Raw genomic sequence first — 19,550 nt, 5'->3', positions numbered from 1 at the left:
AATTATTTGTAAATTCGCTATTGGAGGTTGCGACTCAATCAAATTCAATAAAATATTGCGCGGCAACTTCTTATACCGCAGGAATTTTTCTGTTTTTCAATCCTTCATACAATTAAGCTTAACTATATGCCTTACATAAAATTTATCCATATCGCTTTTCTTTTGGTTCCATTTCTTGGCTTTGGTGCGCAATTCGATACGAGTCAGCGAATCACACTCGACTCAACTATCTTGCAAGAAAAACGTACCCTGCAAATTTTATTGCCCGAGAACTACCAAAGTAATACTTCCAGCACCTACCCTGTTATCTATTTACTAGACGGCGATTTTAACTTTCATGGAGTGTCAGGCATGTTGGATATGCTATCCAATAAAAGTGAATTGATCCCGAACGTTATTCTGGTAGCTATTGCCGACAATGGCACCGAAAAATATCGCGAGTATATGACCCCAAACAACTCAAACTCTCCGGGAAAAGGTAACGCGGGTGCAGCAGATATTTTTCTTAACTACCTAAATAATGAAGTACAACCGTACATAGACAGCCACTATAGAACAGCTGAACATAGTACCCTTGTTGGCCATTCTGTAGGTGGGCTTTTTGTACTCAACAGTCTACTCAATGCTCCTGAGTCATTTAATAATTATGTCGCGGTAAGTCCTTCTGTTTGGGTTTCAGATAATGCAATAGTTAGCCAAGCAAATAAGCTTTTAGGTAAAACCCAACATTCACCAGTGTCATTATATTTATCATTAGGTGACGAAATGCAAATGCACCAGTATGACTTTATCCACGAGTTAGATGCCAAACCCATTCCTAACTTAAATTGGCACTTCCAGCATTACCCAGATGAAAATCACGGCTCTGTGATACTAATAGCCCTAAGAGATAGCTTAAAACACATATTCAAAGGCTGGCATGTACCTGAAAGAATACTGGAACAAAATACTCCCTCCGCGACTATTGACTATTACCTAACTATTCAAAAAGAGCTGAAGATAAAACAACCCATCCCAGCATCCGTATTTCACATCGTTATTCGTCAACATTATCGCCAAAAAAAAGCAGAAGCATTACCTCAATTTATAGCCAAAGCTATAAAACAATCTCCTGTATCTAAACAAACCTTGCTAATTAAATACGCATCTTTTGTTGAGCACTATGAAAGCCCCAGTGCTGCACTAGCCATACTAAAAAAATCAGAGAGCGAATTTAGTCATTCAATCGATTACTTAAAGGCCATTGCCTCCACCTATAGCCAATTAAAAGACCCAGAAAAAACGAAAAAGTACTACCAAAAAGCACTCGAGTTGGCCAAGGAGCAAAATGTAAACCAATGGCAACTTAATATTCTGGAAGCGAAAATACATTAGAAGAAATGAATCATCCTAAAAATCATATAATAACAGTAGGTTGGGTTTACAAAAACATTTATTATTGTCTTATTATTCTTAGCGACTAAAAAAAATTCCCCCTCTTTAAACCTTTTTAGTCGCTCTATACGACTAAACTAAAAACACCACAAAAATGAAAGGGAATAATAATGATTAACGCATTCACACGATTGACTCTGATTGGCACTGTACTGCTATCAACTCAAGCTTTGGCTTGGAATAACGAGATGACACTACAAGACACAAAAAAGCTTACCCTTGATGCTCAATCACTATCAGCATTAAACGTTGAAGCAGGTTCGGGCTTTTTACATATAGTAGGCAGTAATACCGACACTGTGACGGTAAAGGCTGAAATTTATCAATATGAAGCGCATGACAACTACTGCCTTACTTTAGATAAAAGTGGCAACTCAGCAAAATTAACTGCGAATAATTGTGATAACCACAGTGAAGATCATACGCGCATAGATCTAACGGTGTCGCTACCAGCAACATTCTTGCTTGATATTACCGATGGATCAGGCGAGATCTCGATTGAAAATGCAGCTGAAACTAGCATTCATGATGGTTCTGGCGCAATTATAATCAATAATATTTCGGGTCAATTAACCATTGAAGATGGCTCAGGTGCAATCACTGCGAGCAATATTACTGACAGTGTAAACATCCATGACGGCTCGGGCAGTATTGAACTGGCAAACACTCAAGGTGATGTAATTATTCATGATGGGTCGGGTAATATCGATGTGCAAAACATTGTCGGTAAAGTCACAGTAACCGATGGCTCTGGTGGCATTTATGTTAACAAAGCAGGCAGTTTTACTTTACTTGCTGATGGTTCAGGTAGCGTAACAATAAAAAATGTACCTGTTCAAAATCTATAAGTGGCCGCGTTTGCTTAAAGTAATACTTAGTTTTGAGGCAAATAATTTTGAAATATTACGCTAAAAACGTTTGATATAAGTCATGCAATGATTTTATTTTCACGTCTTTAATGGCATTTTTTCAAGCCCTTAGGTATCCTTTAAGCAACTTCGAAGGATTAGCTATCACAAAAGGATAGTCCACTATGAAAAAGTATTTATCGGTATTATTAACAGGCCTTATTTTATCGGGTTGTAGCAGCTTAACAACAGAGCAAAAAGCAAGTATTGATAACCTCACGCCTTGTGAAAAAATCAATGGTTTATTAGCCGCCTACGACTCACGTTTTGAAGTGTTAAAGCGCACCCGCGTAAATACAAAGTACGCAGAAACCTGGACCGCTAAATACAATCTCGTTGGTGAAGCATGCCAAATCAGTGCTTTGGATGCCGATACAGTGACTTATCGTTGCCAAGATAATTACCAAGAACAAACGCAAGCGGTGGCCATTCATCAAAAGGCTGTTGACTTCACCCGAGCTTGTTTAGCGCAAAATAACTGGCACGAACAACAAAAAGAATCTGCTGATTCATTACGCACTACCTTTGTACTTGATGAAAAAAACCCAGCTATTTCAATTCATACCGGAAAAACATTATCTCGCTCAACGCCTTGGTCTACCTCATTTGAAGTAGGTAAATCGGTAGCAAATAAATAGCATTAAAACCATAAAACAGGTCAGCAAATGTTGACCTACTTGGCTAAGGATTTATGAATTCAACACCCCAAAAAAGTTCATCGCTATTAAAAACCGACTGCATTGGGAAATGCCACCGTCTCAAAGGCTATTGCAGCGGCTGCGGCCGAACTAGCGACGAAATATTTGACTGGATCATTTTATCAGACCAAGAGAAACAAGCTATTTTAGATACTCCAAGAGAGGATGCTAATACCCCATAGCTTATTATTAAGGTGCATTGCGTTGCGACGGGTCGCGTTTAAAGTCTTTAATTAATTGCTTAGGGTCAAGCTGCTCACGTTGCTTACTTGCTGCCTCAGCCCACCACAGTAACTGATTAAACGACCGCGAAAAATATTCGCGCCATGATGCTTGCTCTGCCTCTTTGTTTGTTTCACCACTTTCAATAAATACATCTTGCGCTTTTGGCACATGGATCATAGCCGACACCGGCAAACACCCAAGTTCACTTAAAAAACTGCGCATCCCAACAGCGGCACGAACGCCACCCCACTGCCCCGCAGAATACGTAACAATAACGCTGGGTTTGTAAGCAAATAAAGAGCTACCAAAATGGTTTAATAGATTAGCCAATGCTGGACTCATTGAATGATTGTACTCAGGGCTGACCATAATAAAACCATCGCTGGCTTTAATTTTTTCCGCTAGGTCATCGAGTTTTTTAGGCACCTCGGCTTGTGAATAAGCAAAGTGCGGTTTAAATATAGGGTCCAGATCGTAGTCTAGCGGATCTATCAGTTCAATATCGTGGTCACTGTATTGCTCAAGCAAACAGCGTTGGCATGCCTTGGCAACTCTTTCACCGAGACGTGCCGGCTTAGGTGGCGAACTTTTTCGAACTGAACCTAAAAAAATTAATAGTTTCATGTACAGGCACTCCATTTTATTTAAATCAATATACGAATATAAACGTAAATTTGTGCGGTAGGTCATAAATAAAACCTACCTTACAAGCAAAACATAAAATGCATGTTTAAACATTAATGTGGATCACGCTTTACCCCTGTAGCTAACATTACTAAGCTTTATCGAGCGCTTGGCTTACATCAGCAATGATATCGTCGATGTTTTCAATACCCACTGATAAACGAATTAAATCGCGGCTAACCCCTGCGTTCGCCAATTCTTCATCATTTAATTGTCGATGCGTGGTTGATGCTGGGTGGCAAGCCAATGACTTTGCATCACCGATATTTACTAAACGTAAAATCATATTCAGCGCATCAATAAAGCGAGTGCCAGCTTCAAGGCCACCCGCTATCCCAAAGCTTAAAATACCAGACGCTTTGCCACTAGTGGTTGTTTTACTCATTGCGTTATAGGGACTTGACGCTAACCCCGCGTAATTAACCCAAAGCACCTTAGGGTGATTATCTAGGTATTCAGCAAGCTGTTGCGCGTTTTCACAGTGGCGCTGCATTCTTAGCCCTAAAGTTTCAAGACCAATTAAAATGTCAGAGGCGTTTTTAGGCGCAAGTGCCGCACCGGTATTTCTAAGTGGAACAACGCGGCAGCGACCAATAAACGCCGCTTCAGCAAAAGCATCGGTATAAACCACATTATGATACGACGGATCAGGCTCATTCATCATCGCAAAACGAGTGGCATTGGCTTTCCAGTCAAACTTACCCGAATCAACAATCATGCCGCCTATAGCAGTACCATGACCGTTAATATATTTAGTAAGCGAATGCACCACAATATCGGCACCCAACTCAAATGGCCGGCATAAATAGGGCGTTGCCACTGTGTTATCTACAATCAGCGGCACGCCTTTGCTATGGGCTATTTTAGCTAATCGAGCGATATCAACAATATTCCCTGCAGGGTTACCAATCGACTCACAAAAAACCGCACGGGTATTCTCATCAATCGCGTTTTCAAAACCGGCAAAGTCATCCGCTTTAATCATCCGCGCTTCAATACCTTGGCGAGGTAGACTATGGGCAAATAAGTTATAAGTACCACCATACACTTGGCTGGTACTGACAATATTAGTGCCCACTTCACACAAACATTGAATTGCGTAAGTGATGGCCGCCATACCAGAGGCCACAGCAAGCGCACCAATGCCCCCTTCCATGGCCGCAATACGCTGTTCAAGCACCGCATTAGTCGGGTTCATAATACGAGTATAAATATTCCCGGGTACTTTTAAATCAAATAAATCAGCACCATGCTGAGTATTATCAAACGTATACGATGATGTATTGTAAATCGGCACCGCCGCCGATTTAGTTGTAGGTTCAGATTCATAACCGTGATGCAGCGCTAAAGACTCAAGTTTCATAATTATTTCCTTCAATTAATTTGCCACTAAGCTAGCATTTATTGGTTATAAAGTGCACATGAAATATATTAAAGGATGTTGAAGTAATTAGATTTAAGTTAAATTCTGCTAAGAGAATTATGTTAGTTTGTTCCACCTTAAACGAACACCTGCTGTTCTTAAGAAAGTGGACATAGCTGTTTATTATGGTTTAGGCTGTGAAGCGTGCATAGACTGATTGAACGTATCTTAACTCCAGATCGTCCTCTGGACTTTTCAGCTATAAAAAATAAAAAGAACAATAATCTGTTGTATTTTTTACTCATCATTACAGGCAACTATAATTATCTTCTCGTAGTTTGTCGCTATTTGAAAAAACATTGATTCTCGTCAAACGGTGCTATAAGGAAATAGCCACTCAATACTCTCTATTTAAAACTTCTGTTTTTACAAAAAATGGACTATAGCTATTGTTATATATAGGAAAAGAAAAAACACAATTAACAGTGAGTTCTTATGAGTAATCCCACAAACGATCTCGAAGCGGAGATTGACCAGCTTAAAGTTCAGCTTGCAAACGCTAGAGCTGAAAATATAAAGTATAAGAAGTTGTTTGAAGTATCTGGGGACGCACTATCAATAATCGACCTGAAATCTGGTAAATTCACAGAATGTAATCAAGCTGCAATCAATATGCACGGCGTCGAAAGTAAAGACAACTTTATTAATTTAAAGCCTTCTGATATCTCACCTGAGTATCAACCATGTGGCAGACGTTCAGAGGAAATAGCCGCAGAACACATTGAAAATACTCTGACTAAAGGGCCACAGCTGTTTCAGTGGGTTCACTCTCGATTAGACGGCTCATCTTTTCCATGCCTTGTATCTCTGACTGTATTAAATGTGGATGGTGATGCTTTTATTTTAGCCATAGGTAGAGATATTAGTGAATTAGTTGAGACGCAAAACAAATTGCATAGTGCTTCAACAGACATAGAACGAATTAGCTACGCTTTCAATGAGGAAAAAGAAAAATTTGAACAGTTTTTTAGCTTAGCGCCGGTAGGCATTGCAATTAATAGGTTAGATAATGGTTTATTTGAGTATGTTAACAAGGAACTGAGTCGTTTTAGTGGTTATGACAAAGACGAACTAAATCAAATGGACTATTGGAAGTTGACACCAAAAAAGTACGAAGAACAAGAAAAAGAACAACTAAAATCCCTCTCAGAAACAGGCCGTTACGGACCTTACTATAAAGAATATATTCATAAAAAGGGTTATGAATACCCCGTACAATTGTCGGGCGTTATAATTAAGAGTGCAAATGGCGATGAGCTGATTTGCTCTGTCATCCAAGATACTTCCCATCAGAAACAGATAGAAACCGAATTACAAATAGCAAAAAACCAAGCTGAAACCAGTTCTCTGAGAATGAAATTGGCAAATGAATCAGCTCAAATTGGTGTGTGGGAGTGGGATGTCATTTCGGGAGAATTAATCTGGGATGAATGGATGTACAAGCTGTATGGCATTACAGAGAATTTTTTTTCTGGTGCTTATGAAGCTTGGACTCATAGTCTTCACCCTGATGATATGGAAGAGTCTAACAAACAATTAGAGGATGCCGTATCAGGTTTAGGTGCTTTTAATCCAGAGTTTAGAGTAGTACATCCAAACGGGCAGGTAAGAACAATCAAAGCTAGCGCAGAAGTTATTAGAGATAATGATGGCAACGCTCTAAAAGTCATCGGTGTAAATTACGACATTACAGATAAAATAAATGCGATAAATGAGCTAGAAGTAGCTAAGCAAAAAGCTGAGCAGGCAACCCAAACGAAAAGTGAATTTTTGTCAAATATGAGCCATGAGATACGTACGCCCATGAATGCAATTTTAGGCGGACTGCAGATGGTCAATACTGAGTATCTCGATGCCAAGTCCAAAGTAATGCTTAAAAATGCAGTATCGTCTTCTAAATCGCTGTTAACCATTATCAACGATATTTTGGATTACTCAAAGATAGAGAGCAATAAACTAAGCCTAGAGCAAGAGCCTTTCTCGATTAGCGATATAATTAAATCTGTGAAATTTGAAGTGGACAGCATAGTCAGTAATAAGGGTATTAAACTTGTCAGTAATATTGATGAAAATTTTAATGATCACTGGTTAGGAGACATTGTCCGTGTTAAGCAAATATTACTCAATCTTGTGTCGAATGCTGTTAAGTTTACTGAAAAGGGTAGCGTAAACATTCACTTGAGCGAAACTCTTTACCAAGAAAAGCAGGCTATTAGTCTTGAAGTGGCTGATACAGGAGTTGGAATGAGTGAGGAAGCTCAAGCTCGTATATTTGATCGTTTTTCACAGGCAGACAACTCAACAACACGTAAATTTGGTGGAACTGGGCTGGGTATGTCGATTACCCTCAGTCTTATTCTTATGATGAGAGGCACTATCGATGTAAAAAGCAATGTGGGTAGAGGCACCACTATAAGAGTCATATTACCATTAACTATAACCAATAAGAGTGTCAGCTCTTTCGTACAAAAATCTATGACTCCGCCGCCGTTGAGGGGAAAGAAAATACTGATTGCTGAGGATAACGAAATCAATCAAATTGTCATTCAGTCAATGCTCGAAGGCACTAATGCATCATTAACTATTGTAGATAACGGTAAACAGGCAGTAGAAGCAGCTAAAGAAAAGGACTTTGATTTGATACTTATGGATATACAAATGCCTGAAATGGATGGTGTTGAAGCAATGAAAAATATCATTAATTTCAATAAGCATATACCGATAATTGCACTAACCGCAAATGTAATGATTGATGACGTTGCTGATTATTTAAGCCAAGGATTTGATGCACATATAGCAAAACCAATTGATATTGCTACCCTATACGGTGTTCTGAGCTCATTTATAAAGTAAGTACTTGCTTTGTTTGTGCTTTATTGCCAGTTCGGCTTCGGCAAATCAACTTCCGCTCATAGCAAAAAGTAGACATAAGTCATTACAAATTATACTTATTAAAAAAGGCGCTTACCGTTATGGTAAGCGCCCTACTATTTTACTCATTACTTATTTTACGATTTTCATTTCGTCTAATAGGTTTTGTGCGTTATCTACTTTATCCATCACCCACAGCATGTAACGTGAATCAACGTGGATTGAACGATTAAGTGCTGGGTTATAATCCCAATCGCCAATAATACTTTCGTACACACCATCAAACAGTAAGCCTACCAGTTCGGCTTTACCGTTAAGTGTTGGTGAACCTGAGTTACCTCCAGTCGTGTCTACGTTTGATAAAAAGTTAACTGGTACGGTATTCATGCCACCGGTGTAATCACCAAATATTTTAGCCTTGATTTGCTGTTGTAGTTTTTCAGGCGCGTTAAATGGATCAACATCGGTGTTTTTTGCAAGTAGCCCTTCAAGTGATGTAAACGGTGTTGCTATCAAACCGTCTTGCGGTGAATAGCCTCCAACAGTGCCATACGTTACACGTAATGTGCTATTCGCATCTGCATACACAGGTTTATTTTGTGCTTCATTAAACGCTATGATAGCACTCATTAACTGTGGACGCGCCGCTTGTAGTTTACCGGCAAGTGCTTTGTCTTTGTCTTCTTCAGCTTTCATTACGGCAAAGATGGCCTTCGCGTATTGCATAAATGCATCTTGGCTTTGTTCAAGTTCAGCAAATGATTGCGTAGATAACGCGATACGAACGTCTTCATTATCTAGCGTTGAATTAGCATACATTTTTGCTAATAGTGCACTGTGCTTGGTTTTATCAAAGCCATTTTCTAATTCAAAAACTTTATCTACTTCTGCAAAACGCTCTTCTTTAGGTAACGCGGCATACAGCTCTAAAAAATGTAATAAAATGGCTTTATCAACGTTTGCATCAAAACGGCGACTCATGCGCTTTAAACCGGCTTCAAAGCGTGGTAAATCGCGTTCTTGATAGCCAGATTCACGTTCGCTATCAGGTTTTTGTTGCTCATAAGCTAGGCGATATAAGCTACGTGCGGTACTGATCATTTGTGAGCGGTGCACATAGCCAAGCATACGATCACGCTCATTGTGCTGTTGCGATTGAGCCACTAACGCCGACAATTCATTTAACACTTTACCGTATTGTTTTTTACGCTTACGGTCACTGTTTATCCACGCGGTTAGATCTTGTTCAAATTGCTTTTTACGTTCATACATCGTGCCTTTATTAAAGCTTTCGATCATTGAACCGTAGTTTTTAATATAGTTATTGTAGCCCGCTATAGTACTTTCGTAGGCGATGCGCGCTTTGCTGCCATCTTCTGAATTTTCTTCAATCAAAGCGACATATTTTGAATTATGCTCGCGTGATTTTGGATAGCTGGTATTAAATACATAATCAACTTCAGCAGCAATGCGGTAACGGTTAGTGCGCCCAGGATAGCCTGCTACCATAACAAAGTCGCCATCTTGGACTCCTTTGGCGCTGACACTTAGATATGAATCAGGCACATAAGGTACATTGTCTTCGCTAAATTCAGCCGGTTTGCCGTCTTTACCTACATATGCACGATAAAATGAAAAGTCGCCGGTATGGCGCGGCCACATCCAGTTATCGATATCGCCACCATACTTACCTACGCCCATAGCAGGCGCATATGCTAAGCGTACATCTTTAATTTCTAGTGATTTGATCAAATAAAACTCTAAACCACCGTGGAATGAATACACATTACAGCGATAATTGTCGTCAGCTTCACATGCTGACACTAACGCTTTTTCATTTTTTTCTAGCGCGTCGTAGCGCGCTTTTGCGCTGAGTTTTTCAGTGCCTTTTATTACTTTTTTGGTCACATCGGTAACTGTTTCAGTTACATACACTCTAGAGCCGGGTGCCGCTGGTAAGTCTTCAGCCGGTGTTGTTGCTAAAAAACCGTTTTCTAAAATATTGTTCTCTGGTGTTGAGTTATATTGAATCGAACCATAAGCACAGTGATGATTGGTAACCACCAGCCCTTTTGGCGATACGAAGGATGCGGTACAGCCACCAAGGCTTATCACAGCATTCATTGGGAACTCGGTTAATTTAGAAATCGATTTTGCGTCAATTTCTAGTCCTTTGGCTTTTAGAATTGATTCTAGATCAGGAAGTTGGTGTGGTTGCCACATGCCTTCATCAGCAAATGTTGTGCCCGATACTACAATAGCAAGTGATGCTATGAGTGGTTTTAAACGCATTTTTTTATCCTTTTTATTGTTTCTATAACAGGTTACGCGTGCAGCCTTAGCAAGGTCAATATTTCTGCGACAAAATAGCTGCACTATTGTGTAACAAAATACTGAAAACAAATACTTCTTCGAGCTCTATTGGCAATAAAAACAACACAACAATGCAATCATTTGGTCATTTTCAATAGCTAGGATTTAAATATTATTAATAATGCACGGCCTAATTATGACTGCTATTTTTTTGATCAACCTCGCTCGTTCAACGGAGCGATTAGCAAACAGCCAGCGACAATTAGCTGCACATGGGCTAAGTTTTGAGCGTATAGATGCAATTGATGGCGCCATGCTTTCACAAGCGCAAAAAGAAATTAATTACAGTCCTAGCCTCAACAAACAAAAATACCATTACCCGCTCAGTGCTGGGCAGATTGGCTGTTACTTGAGCCATCGCAAAGCATGGCAAACCATTGTCGATAGAAAACTTGATTACGCAATTGTGCTCGAAGATGACTTTATCTTAGATACGAGTATTAATAGTGCAATTAAAAATATTGAACAATTACCGCTCACTTGGCAACTGATAAAACTCTCAGCTTATCAAAACCGTACTCGCAAAATCGCCTATCAAGTGCCGTTGCAGTTTGAGCAAAAATTAGTGATCCATAAAAAGTTGATGACAGGATGTTGTGCTTCTGCAATCAGTTATCAAGGTGCGAAACAATTATTAGCAGCTACTAAGACATTTGCCCGCCCTGTTGATTGTGACCTACAACATATATGGGAAACTCAAGTAACAGGCTATTCATTACTGCCGTATCCAGTCTCTCAAGATTGTGAGCAAGTAAGTGATATAAAGTCGCGTAGCAATGCCAGCGTAAAAAAATCATTTTTAGCCCGTAAAGGTCAGCAACTCAGTAGCGCGGTAAATAATCACTTTGCAACGGCGGCATTTATCAAAAAGACTAAGCGTGCTTTACCCGATGATCCTAAGTACAAAAAAGGAGCCGCAGCTCCTTTTTACTCATAACCTAGAATCATTAAATAGTATTTATTTTTTAGCGAGGTTTGGGTGTTCTACACCCATCCATGCTTTAAATAATGCCATTTGCTGTGCAGTTGCCTGTTTGTCAGCAACCAGCTTTTTATCTTTATCAAAGCTTTGTGCTAGCGTTATCGTGGTGCTTTGCAGTGCATCACGGCGGATAAAATCAACGGTTACTTTATCCCCTGCTTTAAATGTTTCTAAGCTTGATTTTAAATCTTTACCAACATGCTTTTTGTTAATTGCCACAATTTTGTCATCGCTGGTCAAACCCGCTTGCCATGCAGCGCCATCGCGACGCACATGAGTTAAAGTTAATAACTCACCAGTATTTTTTGCCATCGCATCAACACTGGCAACGGCTTTTGCATCTTTTGGACGCTCTAACATTAAGCCTACTTTTTTAAACAGTGCGTCAAAATCAATATCTGCTGGTGCATCAACATTATTTGCCCACCACTGGCTGTAATCGCGGCCCGTTAACTGTTTTAAAATAGTTTTCACGTCTTTAACAGTGAAGCCATGCGGCATTTTATATTGATTATAAAGTGCACGATGAACATCACGGTAGCTTTGCTTACCTTGGCTGTTCTCAAGTAAATCAATATCAAGGGCCATCGAAATCAATGAGCCTTCGGAGTAAATATTAGTACTGTAGTTACGTGCATGGTCACCACCTTGATTTATCCATTTATCAAAACTGGTTTCGCTGGCACTTTGTACTTCACGCCCTGGCGATAATAAATGACGGTTGACGGTTTTCGTTAACACATTTAAAAATTCATTAGTCGTGGCAATCCCTGACCGCACCATTAAATGATCTTCAAAATAACTGGTTGAGCCTTCAGCTATCCATAATAGTTTATCGTAATTAATATGCGTGTAATCGTAAGGAACTAAACCTTCAGGTCTATATGCTTTTACATTCCAAGTATGGATAAATTCATGTGCCGCGGTGCTAATAAAAGCAAGGTAATCTTCACGTGAACCAAAACGATCTCGCGGACGTTGGATAATCGTTGAGTTTAAATGCTCGGTGGCGCCACCTGCTCCTGAGGTTGCATGTACCATAAATACATAACGTTGATACGGGTAAGCATCCCAAATAATATTACCAGTAGCGACTAATTTTTTCAGATCGATAAGCATTTGCTCAACATCATAGTTGCCCTCTCCCCAAATCACTAATTCATAATCGCGGCCATCAACTGCAAAGGTGTGGTGTTGATTAATACCCGTTTCAATCGGCGAATCAACTAATACATCGTAATCTGCGGCTTTAAAACTATGCTTTGAGCCCGCACTATCCATACCTGATACTGAGCGCCATGCTTTCGGCACATCTAGCTTGACCGTTACTGGCTCTTGGCGAAATGATTCACTAAACATAAAAAAGCCTGATGCATCTATAAATGCGTGACTATCATCGATATGACGTGCGCGTTTACCTAACTCATTGGCATACACTTGATAATCAATTTTAACTTCCGTTGGTTTATCTAAATGTACTCGCCATGTACTAGCATCAATTTTTTCCCATCTTAATGCTTTGCCATTCTCACCTGTTGCTTCGAAAAAACGCACACCGTTTGCAAGGTTCAAAATTTCGTAACGGCCTGTTCGCCAAGCTGGCAACTTTACATCTAAATGTGCTTGTGCCGTTTGTGGAAATTCTATGCTAACGTTGCCTAAATGATGTTCAGGTTGAGTAACAGCGAGCGAATAATTAACATCGGCCCATGCCGAGTGAGATAATGCGGCTAATACCGATAATACTAAAAACTTTTTCATTGCGGCTCTTAATTCATATATCAACTAATTTTATTGTGCCTGAGCGTAACAATGATGATAGAAAATGTGAATTAAAAGCGATAAATACACGTGCAGATAGGTTCAATGAATAAAAATCATCAACAAATGCTAAGTTTTTGACTTACTGACTACATTTGTGCGATTTTTGTTGTAAACTTACAGCAATGAAAGATTTAATCAATGGCGGTAACTATTAGTGTCACAACAGCTCGAAGTTTTAAACAAAAAACTTAAACAAGCCATTGATACTCGCATGGTCGTTGAACATGCACGTAAACATCAGGTAGACACATTGACACACTTTGCAGCTAAGTTATCGTTAAGCTGTAAAGGGATGGATATTGAACTTGATAATCGCTTAGCTAAGTTTCGTAGTGCACTGGCTAAAGGGGTGGATTTTGAGTTATTCGCGCCACTCATAGACGAGATTCTCACACTACTAAAAAACCAAGAAGCACAACAGGCTACACATCAGCGTGAACTTCATAACAGTGTGCTCGATGCTGGCAAGTTACTACAAAAAACCAAAGGGTTACCGGATGATGCACGCCGAACGTTGCGTCATTTACTAGACCATGAACTGAATAATGTGCAATCGACACGGGATTTTATTCCGCTACTTAATCGTTTAGTGACTATTTATCATCAAGCATTACAAGTAAAACTAACTGTCGCAGATGGTCAACAAAGTGCTGTACAACCCAGTTTAGCAAAAGAGTTATTAAATTTAGCTAATGATCTAGTGTTTGAAGATGAATCCGCAGATCAAGTAAAAACTATCAAAAATAATATCTCTGAAACAGATTCAGTTGATGATTTATTGACCTCAGCAATAGATATTATTCGCATCATTGCCAGTAATATCAGTAAAGAGCGACAATCAGCACAAAGTTTTTTAGTGTCATTGAACCAAACGCTCGAAGAATTACATCACTCGATTGTCTCTACAAGTAAACATTCAGAAGCAATGGGAGCTGAATTTACAGCATTAAATAAGCGCATTGAAGGTAAAATTAATAATCTGACGGCACAAACCCAAAATGCCACTTCAATCTCATCATTAAAAGCCTTAGTTGATAACGAATTAAAATCGTTAAGCGAAGACTTAATTGAAAAAGAGCGCCTTGAACAGCAAGACCGTGAAATGCTATTAAGCAGTTTCCAAGAAATAAATCAACGTATTGGCAGCCTCGAAACAAAATTATCTAAATACAAAAAACGCCTGCATGAGCAACGTTTTAAAAGTTTGCTTGATGGACTTACCAAACTGCCAAATCGAGCTGCATTTGACGAACGTTTTCATCACGAGTTTCATTTGTTTGCAGTACAAGAATCAGATGTCACCTTAGTGGTGATTGATGTTGATCACTTTAAGTCTATCAACGACAAATACGGTCACAGCGCTGGAGATAAAACGTTACAAGTGATTGCTAAAGCACTGCAAATGTCAATCCGAAAATCTGATTTCATTGCTCGCTACGGCGGTGAAGAATTCGTTTTATTAATGCCAGGTATGCCCTTAGAGCATGCTAAAAGACCCCTTGAAAAACTAAGAAGAGCGGTGAAAGGAATTCCGTTCAAGTTCAGAGATAAACAAGTAGAGATAACGGTTTCTATCGGTGCCACTCAGTTTAAAAAAGGTGATACCCCATTGGGCGCTTTTGACCGCGCCGATGATGCCCTCTACAAAGCAAAAAATACCGGTCGTGATCGCTTGTGTATCAATGAATAACTACGACCGACCCAGTGCTTTTTATAGCAAGGAGAACGCCTATGTTAATACAGTTAAACCCGACAGGTGTGTTAGATTTACTGTCGCAGCTCGAAGTTGATTTATTAGAACAATCGTCTAACAGTGAACGCTATAAGTTATTTAGAAACTGTGCGCTAGCTGTTCTTAATGTTGGCAGTCATACTGACTCAAGCTCAGAGATTTACAATAAATATCAAGATTTTGATATTCGCTTACTAAGCCGTGAGCGAGGCATAAAAATTGAGCTACTTAACCCTCCGACTACCGCTTTTGTTGATGGTGAAATAATCACCGGAATTCATGAACATATTTTCTCAGTTATACGTGATATTTTATTTATTTGTCAAAAATACGAAAAAGATTTAACCGAACAAAAAGCCATTACACATATGGTTTTTGATATGTTGCGTAATGCCGCAGCGCTTCGCGTAAATAGCGATCCAAGTATGATTGTCTGCTGGGGTGGTCATTCAATTAATGAAAACGAATATAAATACACTAAACAAGTAGGCTACGAGCTTGGTTTACGTGGCTTAAATATTTGTACTGGCTGTGGCCCCGGTGCCATGAAAGGCCCGATGAAAGGCGCAACCATTGGACATGCAAAACAGCGCAACACCAACAACCGTTATTTAGGTTTAACAGAGCCTAGTATTATTGCCGCAGAGCCACCAAATCCGATCGTCAATGAACTAGTTATTTTACCAGACATTGAAAAACGCCTTGAAGCCTTTGTACGCACCGCCCACGCTATAATTATTTTTCCTGGCGGCGCTGGCACTGCCGAAGAGTTATTGTATTTACTTGGCATTTTACTTCACCCTGATAATGCCAAACAGTCGTTACCGGTTATTTTAACTGGGCCGAAAGAAAGTGAAAATTACTTTAGCGAATTATGCCAGTTCATTGAAATGACGTTAGGTAAAGAGGCGCTTGATAAATTTGAAGTTATTATTGATAACCCAGAATTAGTTGGGATCAAACTCAAATCTGCAATGGCAAATGTGCGTGATTACCGCAAGAGTCAGGGCGATGCATATTACTTCAACTGGACGTTAAAAATTGAAAATGAATTTCAGCAACCTTTCGCGCCAACTCATGCCAATATGGCTGGGCTTGATTTACATTTAGACCAAGAAAAGCAATTACTAGCCGCTAATTTACGCCGTGCATTTTCTGGTATTGTTGCTGGTAATGTCAAAGACGAAGGCATTCAAGCCATTAAACAACATGGCCGGTTTATCATTAGCGGTGAGCCGACTTTAATGAAAGCCATGGATAAACTGCTGCAAGCATTTGTTGAGCAAGGAAGAATGAAGCTCCCAGGCAGTCAATATGTTCCATGTTATGAAGTCAAAGCATAAGGGTTAATGTATTCGTGTCAGGTCAGTTACTTTTAATCGATGCGCTTAATTTAATTAGGCGCATTTATGCAGTTGATAGTAATCAAAATAAAGGCAGTGATGAGCAAATGATAAATACCTGCTGCGCGCGGGTAGCTCACGCTTGTGAAAAACTTATAAAGATCACCCAAGCAACACATGCTATTGCTGTATTTGATGGTGATAAAAGCTGGCGTTATCATTATTACGCTCAATATAAAAGCAGCCGTGCCCCCATGCCTGAAACTCTGAAAAATTCATTAGATAAATTTAAACAGGCAATTGAGCAAACGGGTATTGTGGTGTTTGCCCCAGTAAATGATGAAGCTGATGATATTATCGCCACGTTAGCCCATAAAATGGCGCAAAATCAGTTGTATTGTACAATTGTTTCCACTGATAAAGGGTTTCTACCTAGCTTAAATAATTATATTAATGTTTATGATTATTTTAAAAAAGAATATTTAGATCATCACTCTATCGTACAACGTTTTGGTGTTGAGCAAGCTCGATTAATTGATTTTTGGGCAATGGCTGGTGATAAAACTAATGATATCCCTGGTATTAAGGGAATTGGTACTAAAACAGCACAAGAGATTATTAGTAAGCACGCAGATATAACATTCGCAATAGAGGATGAAACGCTCTCTGCAGCAGTACGTAAAAAGTTAGCAACAGGAATGGCTGACTATATTACCTCGAAACATTTGGTTGGTTTACGTACAGATATTAACTTAGGCTTTAGTTTAAAGCAGTTAAGACTCAATTAATCGCATTCACGTAGCACTGAATTTGAACTATGCGTATACTGAATTTAAGTCTCAGCGTAAGAGTGCACAATGTTTAAGAAGTTTTTTCGCTATCTCATATTAGGTTTAGGTGTATATGCCTTAATCGCTACTTTGGTCATTACTTTTTATAAAGATGATCCGCAAGCGATGATATGGCAGGACCGAGAAGCGTTCAATAAACGTTATATCGCTAAATTAAGTATCGAAACACCGACTAACTTAAACACTGTATTAGAGTATTTAGGCAGTCCAGATCTAACATTCGCTAAACGTGATAACGAAGAGGTATGGCAAATTATTTTTTACCGTACTCAACATATCAAATCAGATGGGATCACGACTATGGATGAGTGTACTGGTTTACTGTTTAAAAATGGCGAATTGATTTTGTGGGGACCAAGTGCATTTGATGCATTTGAGCAACGCGGGTAATTGATTATTTATGGATGAACTCTGCGCACAAGATCTTGCCAGCCTATTTGAAAAGACTGACAAATTATTAAGGTTTTATCATAATAGAAGTCAGTGGCCACAAATTTATCCGCTGTTAACACAACTGGCTGAGCAATATTATAAACTCTATGATTCACATCCAAATGCAATGCAAGCCCAACTTACTCTATATGCAGAAACACAAGGTTATACAACCAACTTAGTAGTCAATCAATGTGTCATTGTCGCCGCATTTTGTCGCAGTTTAAGTTACGACAGTAAAATCAGCCAATTGCTTATTTGTGTGTGTTTAACTAACTATTTATGTGTGCAAACACAAACCAATAAGTTGGCCCTGCGCCAACCTCTTACCCAACAAGAAAAAAAGCAATGGCAGTCGCGTCATCAGCTAGCAGTAAAGTTACTGCAATCAGCTAACATTGCCACTGATCATATTGCGGGTATTTTAGCGCGCTTAAATAAGTATAAGCAGGCCTTGCTAAGCACGCCAAAAATCATGATCTATGATGGACCAACGACGTTAGTTGCGTTAGCAAATATTATTGCGATGAACATTACTTATCGTACCCAAAATGATCATATCGACATCTATAAAGCAGTGGCTGATATTTATATCCGTACTCCCAACCTGTTTGCCCAACAAGCATTAAAAGCATTAATCGGTCATTTTGGCCCTTACCTGCCAGGCTCTTTAGTTAATTATAGCGATCAGCAGCTCACGTATATTGGTAAAAACCACCAGCAACGGGATTTATTAATTGCGTTGCATGAGCAGCAAAAAACCAAATGGTATAGTGTTAAGGCAAAGCTAGAATCGCATTCAAAACAACGCCCAAGTAAAGACAAGCGATTATTGTTTAGCGTATGGTTCAATGAACACATAGCTCCCGCTATTGAAATTGTAAACGTTGAAAAACAACAATTACTAATCTTGATAAGCCAAGTTAAAATACAAAAGGAATACTCATACAGTGCCCTTGCTAAATTACTCAACAATCATCCAGCGACAATAGAGTTACTTCGTGAAGCAGTGAAGCCTTATAATAAAGAGCAGCTAGCAGGCAAAGATTTACGCCATTGTTTATCAATGGTCGGCTTATATAATGCGCCAGCAATCATTCAACGGGTGCTCTTTGAGCAATTAGTAAGCCACCAAGCGCATCCATTAATGCAACATATACAATTACGTTTACAGGCAATAATAAGTTTATTAAACCAACTGGTAAGTCGTGATCAACACAACCAGTTCGAGCACCTCGCTTTGCCTATTTATGGTTACGTTAATTATTTGATTGAATACTGTAGCACCACAATTAGCCGTAAGACAGTGTATGAACACTCACCTAAAAGTGATGTAAGTATGCCCTTTGCGTGGCTATTTGGTGTCACGGTTCATGACAGTGGGCATTTATCGGCTTATTTACTTGAATTGCTTGGTGACAACCCATGGACACAAGCGCTTTTAGATGCTGAGCAGCAAAAAAAACAACACTTATCTGCAGAAGCACAATTATGGGTTGCAATAAAACTCGTCGTTATTAAGGTGTATCAACCCAACGCAATACAAAGTAGTTGGCAAACACACACTTTTGACCAAGTATTAAAACGCTTAGATTGGCAGTCCAGCGAGGATTTTTATGCGCAGCTTCCAAGCCTAGGTTTAAGCAATAGCGTATGAATATTTATTAGACATAGTGACTAATTTAGTGCGTTTTCGTGGGTTTTACTGGCAAAAAGTTGAATAAATTGCTATAAAAGCCGCTTGTATTTTCAAACTCATTCACGTAAATA

The 19,550-nt window shown here is 39.3% G+C and carries 15 protein-coding genes; 11 read left to right on the top strand and 4 right to left on the bottom strand.

The window, feature by feature from the left end; all coding sequences use genetic code 11:
- The first annotated feature begins 126 nt into the window (after nucleotides 1-126).
- The 4 genes from H5180_RS11575 (at nucleotide 127) to H5180_RS11560 (ending at nucleotide 3,222) form a co-directional block, all read left to right on the top strand.
- The gene (locus H5180_RS11575) at nucleotides 127-1,374 is read left to right on the top strand and encodes an alpha/beta hydrolase-fold protein (RefSeq protein ID WP_145235747.1); all 1,248 of its coding nucleotides are present in this window, start codon (nucleotides 127-129) and stop codon (nucleotides 1,372-1,374) included.
- A 170-nt stretch (nucleotides 1,375-1,544) separates the two neighbouring features.
- Nucleotides 1,545-2,282, top strand: coding sequence for a hypothetical protein (locus H5180_RS11570; RefSeq protein ID WP_182758276.1), 738 nt, complete (start codon nucleotides 1,545-1,547; stop codon nucleotides 2,280-2,282).
- A gap of 185 nt (nucleotides 2,283-2,467) precedes the next feature.
- Complete coding sequence (locus H5180_RS11565; protein WP_145235753.1) at nucleotides 2,468-2,980, top strand: hypothetical protein; 513 nt, start codon at nucleotides 2,468-2,470, stop codon at nucleotides 2,978-2,980.
- Between the two features lie 53 nt (nucleotides 2,981-3,033).
- On the top strand, nucleotides 3,034-3,222 hold the full coding sequence (locus H5180_RS11560) for a DUF1289 domain-containing protein (protein ID WP_149980198.1): 189 nt from the start codon (nucleotides 3,034-3,036) through the stop codon (nucleotides 3,220-3,222).
- A gap of 7 nt (nucleotides 3,223-3,229) precedes the next feature.
- On the opposite strand, the gene H5180_RS11555 is transcribed toward H5180_RS11560, so the two are convergent.
- Complete coding sequence (locus H5180_RS11555; RefSeq protein WP_149980197.1) at nucleotides 3,230-3,889, bottom strand: NADPH-dependent FMN reductase; 660 nt, start codon at nucleotides 3,887-3,889, stop codon at nucleotides 3,230-3,232.
- Between the two features lie 151 nt (nucleotides 3,890-4,040).
- Nucleotides 4,041-5,312, bottom strand: coding sequence for an O-acetylhomoserine aminocarboxypropyltransferase/cysteine synthase family protein (locus H5180_RS11550; protein ID WP_182758275.1), 1,272 nt, complete (start codon nucleotides 5,310-5,312; stop codon nucleotides 4,041-4,043).
- A 495-nt stretch (nucleotides 5,313-5,807) separates the two neighbouring features.
- Between H5180_RS11550 and H5180_RS11545 the strand changes: the two genes are divergently transcribed.
- Nucleotides 5,808-8,225 carry a PAS domain S-box protein gene (locus H5180_RS11545; RefSeq protein WP_182758274.1) on the top strand — a complete coding sequence of 806 codons (2,418 nt, stop codon included), beginning with the start codon at nucleotides 5,808-5,810 and terminating at the stop codon, nucleotides 8,223-8,225.
- Between the two features lie 150 nt (nucleotides 8,226-8,375).
- Here the strand turns inward: H5180_RS11545 and H5180_RS11540 are convergent, their stop codons facing one another.
- The gene (locus H5180_RS11540) at nucleotides 8,376-10,535 is read right to left on the bottom strand and encodes a S46 family peptidase (protein ID WP_182758273.1); all 2,160 of its coding nucleotides are present in this window, start codon (nucleotides 10,533-10,535) and stop codon (nucleotides 8,376-8,378) included.
- A gap of 217 nt (nucleotides 10,536-10,752) precedes the next feature.
- Here H5180_RS11540 and H5180_RS11535 point away from each other — a divergent pair, with 217 nt between their 5' ends.
- Entirely contained in the window at nucleotides 10,753-11,553 is an 801-nt protein-coding gene (locus tag H5180_RS11535) for a glycosyltransferase family 25 protein (RefSeq protein ID WP_182734168.1), read from the top strand.
- Between the two features lie 21 nt (nucleotides 11,554-11,574).
- Here the strand turns inward: H5180_RS11535 and H5180_RS11530 are convergent, their stop codons facing one another.
- On the bottom strand, nucleotides 11,575-13,359 hold the full coding sequence (locus tag H5180_RS11530) for a M61 family metallopeptidase (RefSeq protein ID WP_182758272.1): 1,785 nt from the start codon (nucleotides 13,357-13,359) through the stop codon (nucleotides 11,575-11,577).
- A 217-nt stretch (nucleotides 13,360-13,576) separates the two neighbouring features.
- Between H5180_RS11530 and H5180_RS11525 the strand changes: the two genes are divergently transcribed.
- From H5180_RS11525 to H5180_RS11505, 5 genes are all read left to right on the top strand, one after another.
- A complete protein-coding gene (locus H5180_RS11525) occupies nucleotides 13,577-15,112 on the top strand; it encodes a diguanylate cyclase (protein WP_337119163.1) in 1,536 nt (511 codons plus the stop codon).
- A 41-nt stretch (nucleotides 15,113-15,153) separates the two neighbouring features.
- Nucleotides 15,154-16,497 carry a nucleotide 5'-monophosphate nucleosidase PpnN gene (gene ppnN / locus H5180_RS11520; RefSeq protein ID WP_145235807.1) on the top strand — a complete coding sequence of 448 codons (1,344 nt, stop codon included), beginning with the start codon at nucleotides 15,154-15,156 and terminating at the stop codon, nucleotides 16,495-16,497.
- Between the two features lie 14 nt (nucleotides 16,498-16,511).
- A complete protein-coding gene (gene xni / locus H5180_RS11515; protein WP_145235810.1) occupies nucleotides 16,512-17,285 on the top strand; it encodes a flap endonuclease Xni in 774 nt (257 codons plus the stop codon).
- Between the two features lie 69 nt (nucleotides 17,286-17,354).
- The gene (locus tag H5180_RS11510; protein WP_145235813.1) at nucleotides 17,355-17,738 is read left to right on the top strand and encodes a DUF3192 domain-containing protein; all 384 of its coding nucleotides are present in this window, start codon (nucleotides 17,355-17,357) and stop codon (nucleotides 17,736-17,738) included.
- A 10-nt stretch (nucleotides 17,739-17,748) separates the two neighbouring features.
- Nucleotides 17,749-19,437, top strand: coding sequence for a hypothetical protein (locus tag H5180_RS11505; RefSeq protein WP_182758271.1), 1,689 nt, complete (start codon nucleotides 17,749-17,751; stop codon nucleotides 19,435-19,437).
- The last annotated feature ends 113 nt before the right edge of the window (nucleotides 19,438-19,550 follow it).

Origin of the sequence: Pseudoalteromonas sp. SR41-4, assembly GCF_014163985.1 — a bacterium.
Lineage (GTDB): Bacteria > Pseudomonadota > Gammaproteobacteria > Enterobacterales > Alteromonadaceae > Pseudoalteromonas > Pseudoalteromonas rhizosphaerae.
The sequence above is the reverse complement of the archived record's forward strand: the minus strand, read 5'-3'. Positions and strand labels throughout refer to the sequence as shown.

Excerpts from the sequence above, each read along its gene's own strand:
- H5180_RS11535 (WP_182734168.1), top strand. The coding sequence starts at position 10,753 with ATGACTGCTATTTTTTTGATCAACCTCGCTCGTTCAACGGAGCGATTA.
- H5180_RS11575 (WP_145235747.1), top strand. The coding sequence starts at position 127 with ATGCCTTACATAAAATTTATCCATATCGCTTTTCTTTTGGTTCCATTT.
- H5180_RS11550 (WP_182758275.1), bottom strand. The coding sequence starts at position 5,312 with ATGAAACTTGAGTCTTTAGCGCTGCATCACGGTTATGAATCTGAACCT.
- H5180_RS11570 (WP_182758276.1), top strand. The coding sequence starts at position 1,545 with ATGATTAACGCATTCACACGATTGACTCTGATTGGCACTGTACTGCTA.
- H5180_RS11510 (WP_145235813.1), top strand. The coding sequence starts at position 17,355 with ATGTTTAAGAAGTTTTTTCGCTATCTCATATTAGGTTTAGGTGTATAT.
- H5180_RS11505 (WP_182758271.1), top strand. The coding sequence starts at position 17,749 with ATGGATGAACTCTGCGCACAAGATCTTGCCAGCCTATTTGAAAAGACT.
- H5180_RS11560 (WP_149980198.1), top strand. The coding sequence starts at position 3,034 with ATGAATTCAACACCCCAAAAAAGTTCATCGCTATTAAAAACCGACTGC.
- H5180_RS11565 (WP_145235753.1), top strand. The coding sequence starts at position 2,468 with ATGAAAAAGTATTTATCGGTATTATTAACAGGCCTTATTTTATCGGGT.
- H5180_RS11530 (WP_182758272.1), bottom strand. The coding sequence starts at position 13,359 with ATGAAAAAGTTTTTAGTATTATCGGTATTAGCCGCATTATCTCACTCG.
- H5180_RS11540 (WP_182758273.1), bottom strand. The coding sequence starts at position 10,535 with ATGCGTTTAAAACCACTCATAGCATCACTTGCTATTGTAGTATCGGGC.
- ppnN (WP_145235807.1), top strand. The coding sequence starts at position 15,154 with ATGTTAATACAGTTAAACCCGACAGGTGTGTTAGATTTACTGTCGCAG.
- H5180_RS11555 (WP_149980197.1), bottom strand. The coding sequence starts at position 3,889 with ATGAAACTATTAATTTTTTTAGGTTCAGTTCGAAAAAGTTCGCCACCT.
- H5180_RS11545 (WP_182758274.1), top strand. The coding sequence starts at position 5,808 with ATGAGTAATCCCACAAACGATCTCGAAGCGGAGATTGACCAGCTTAAA.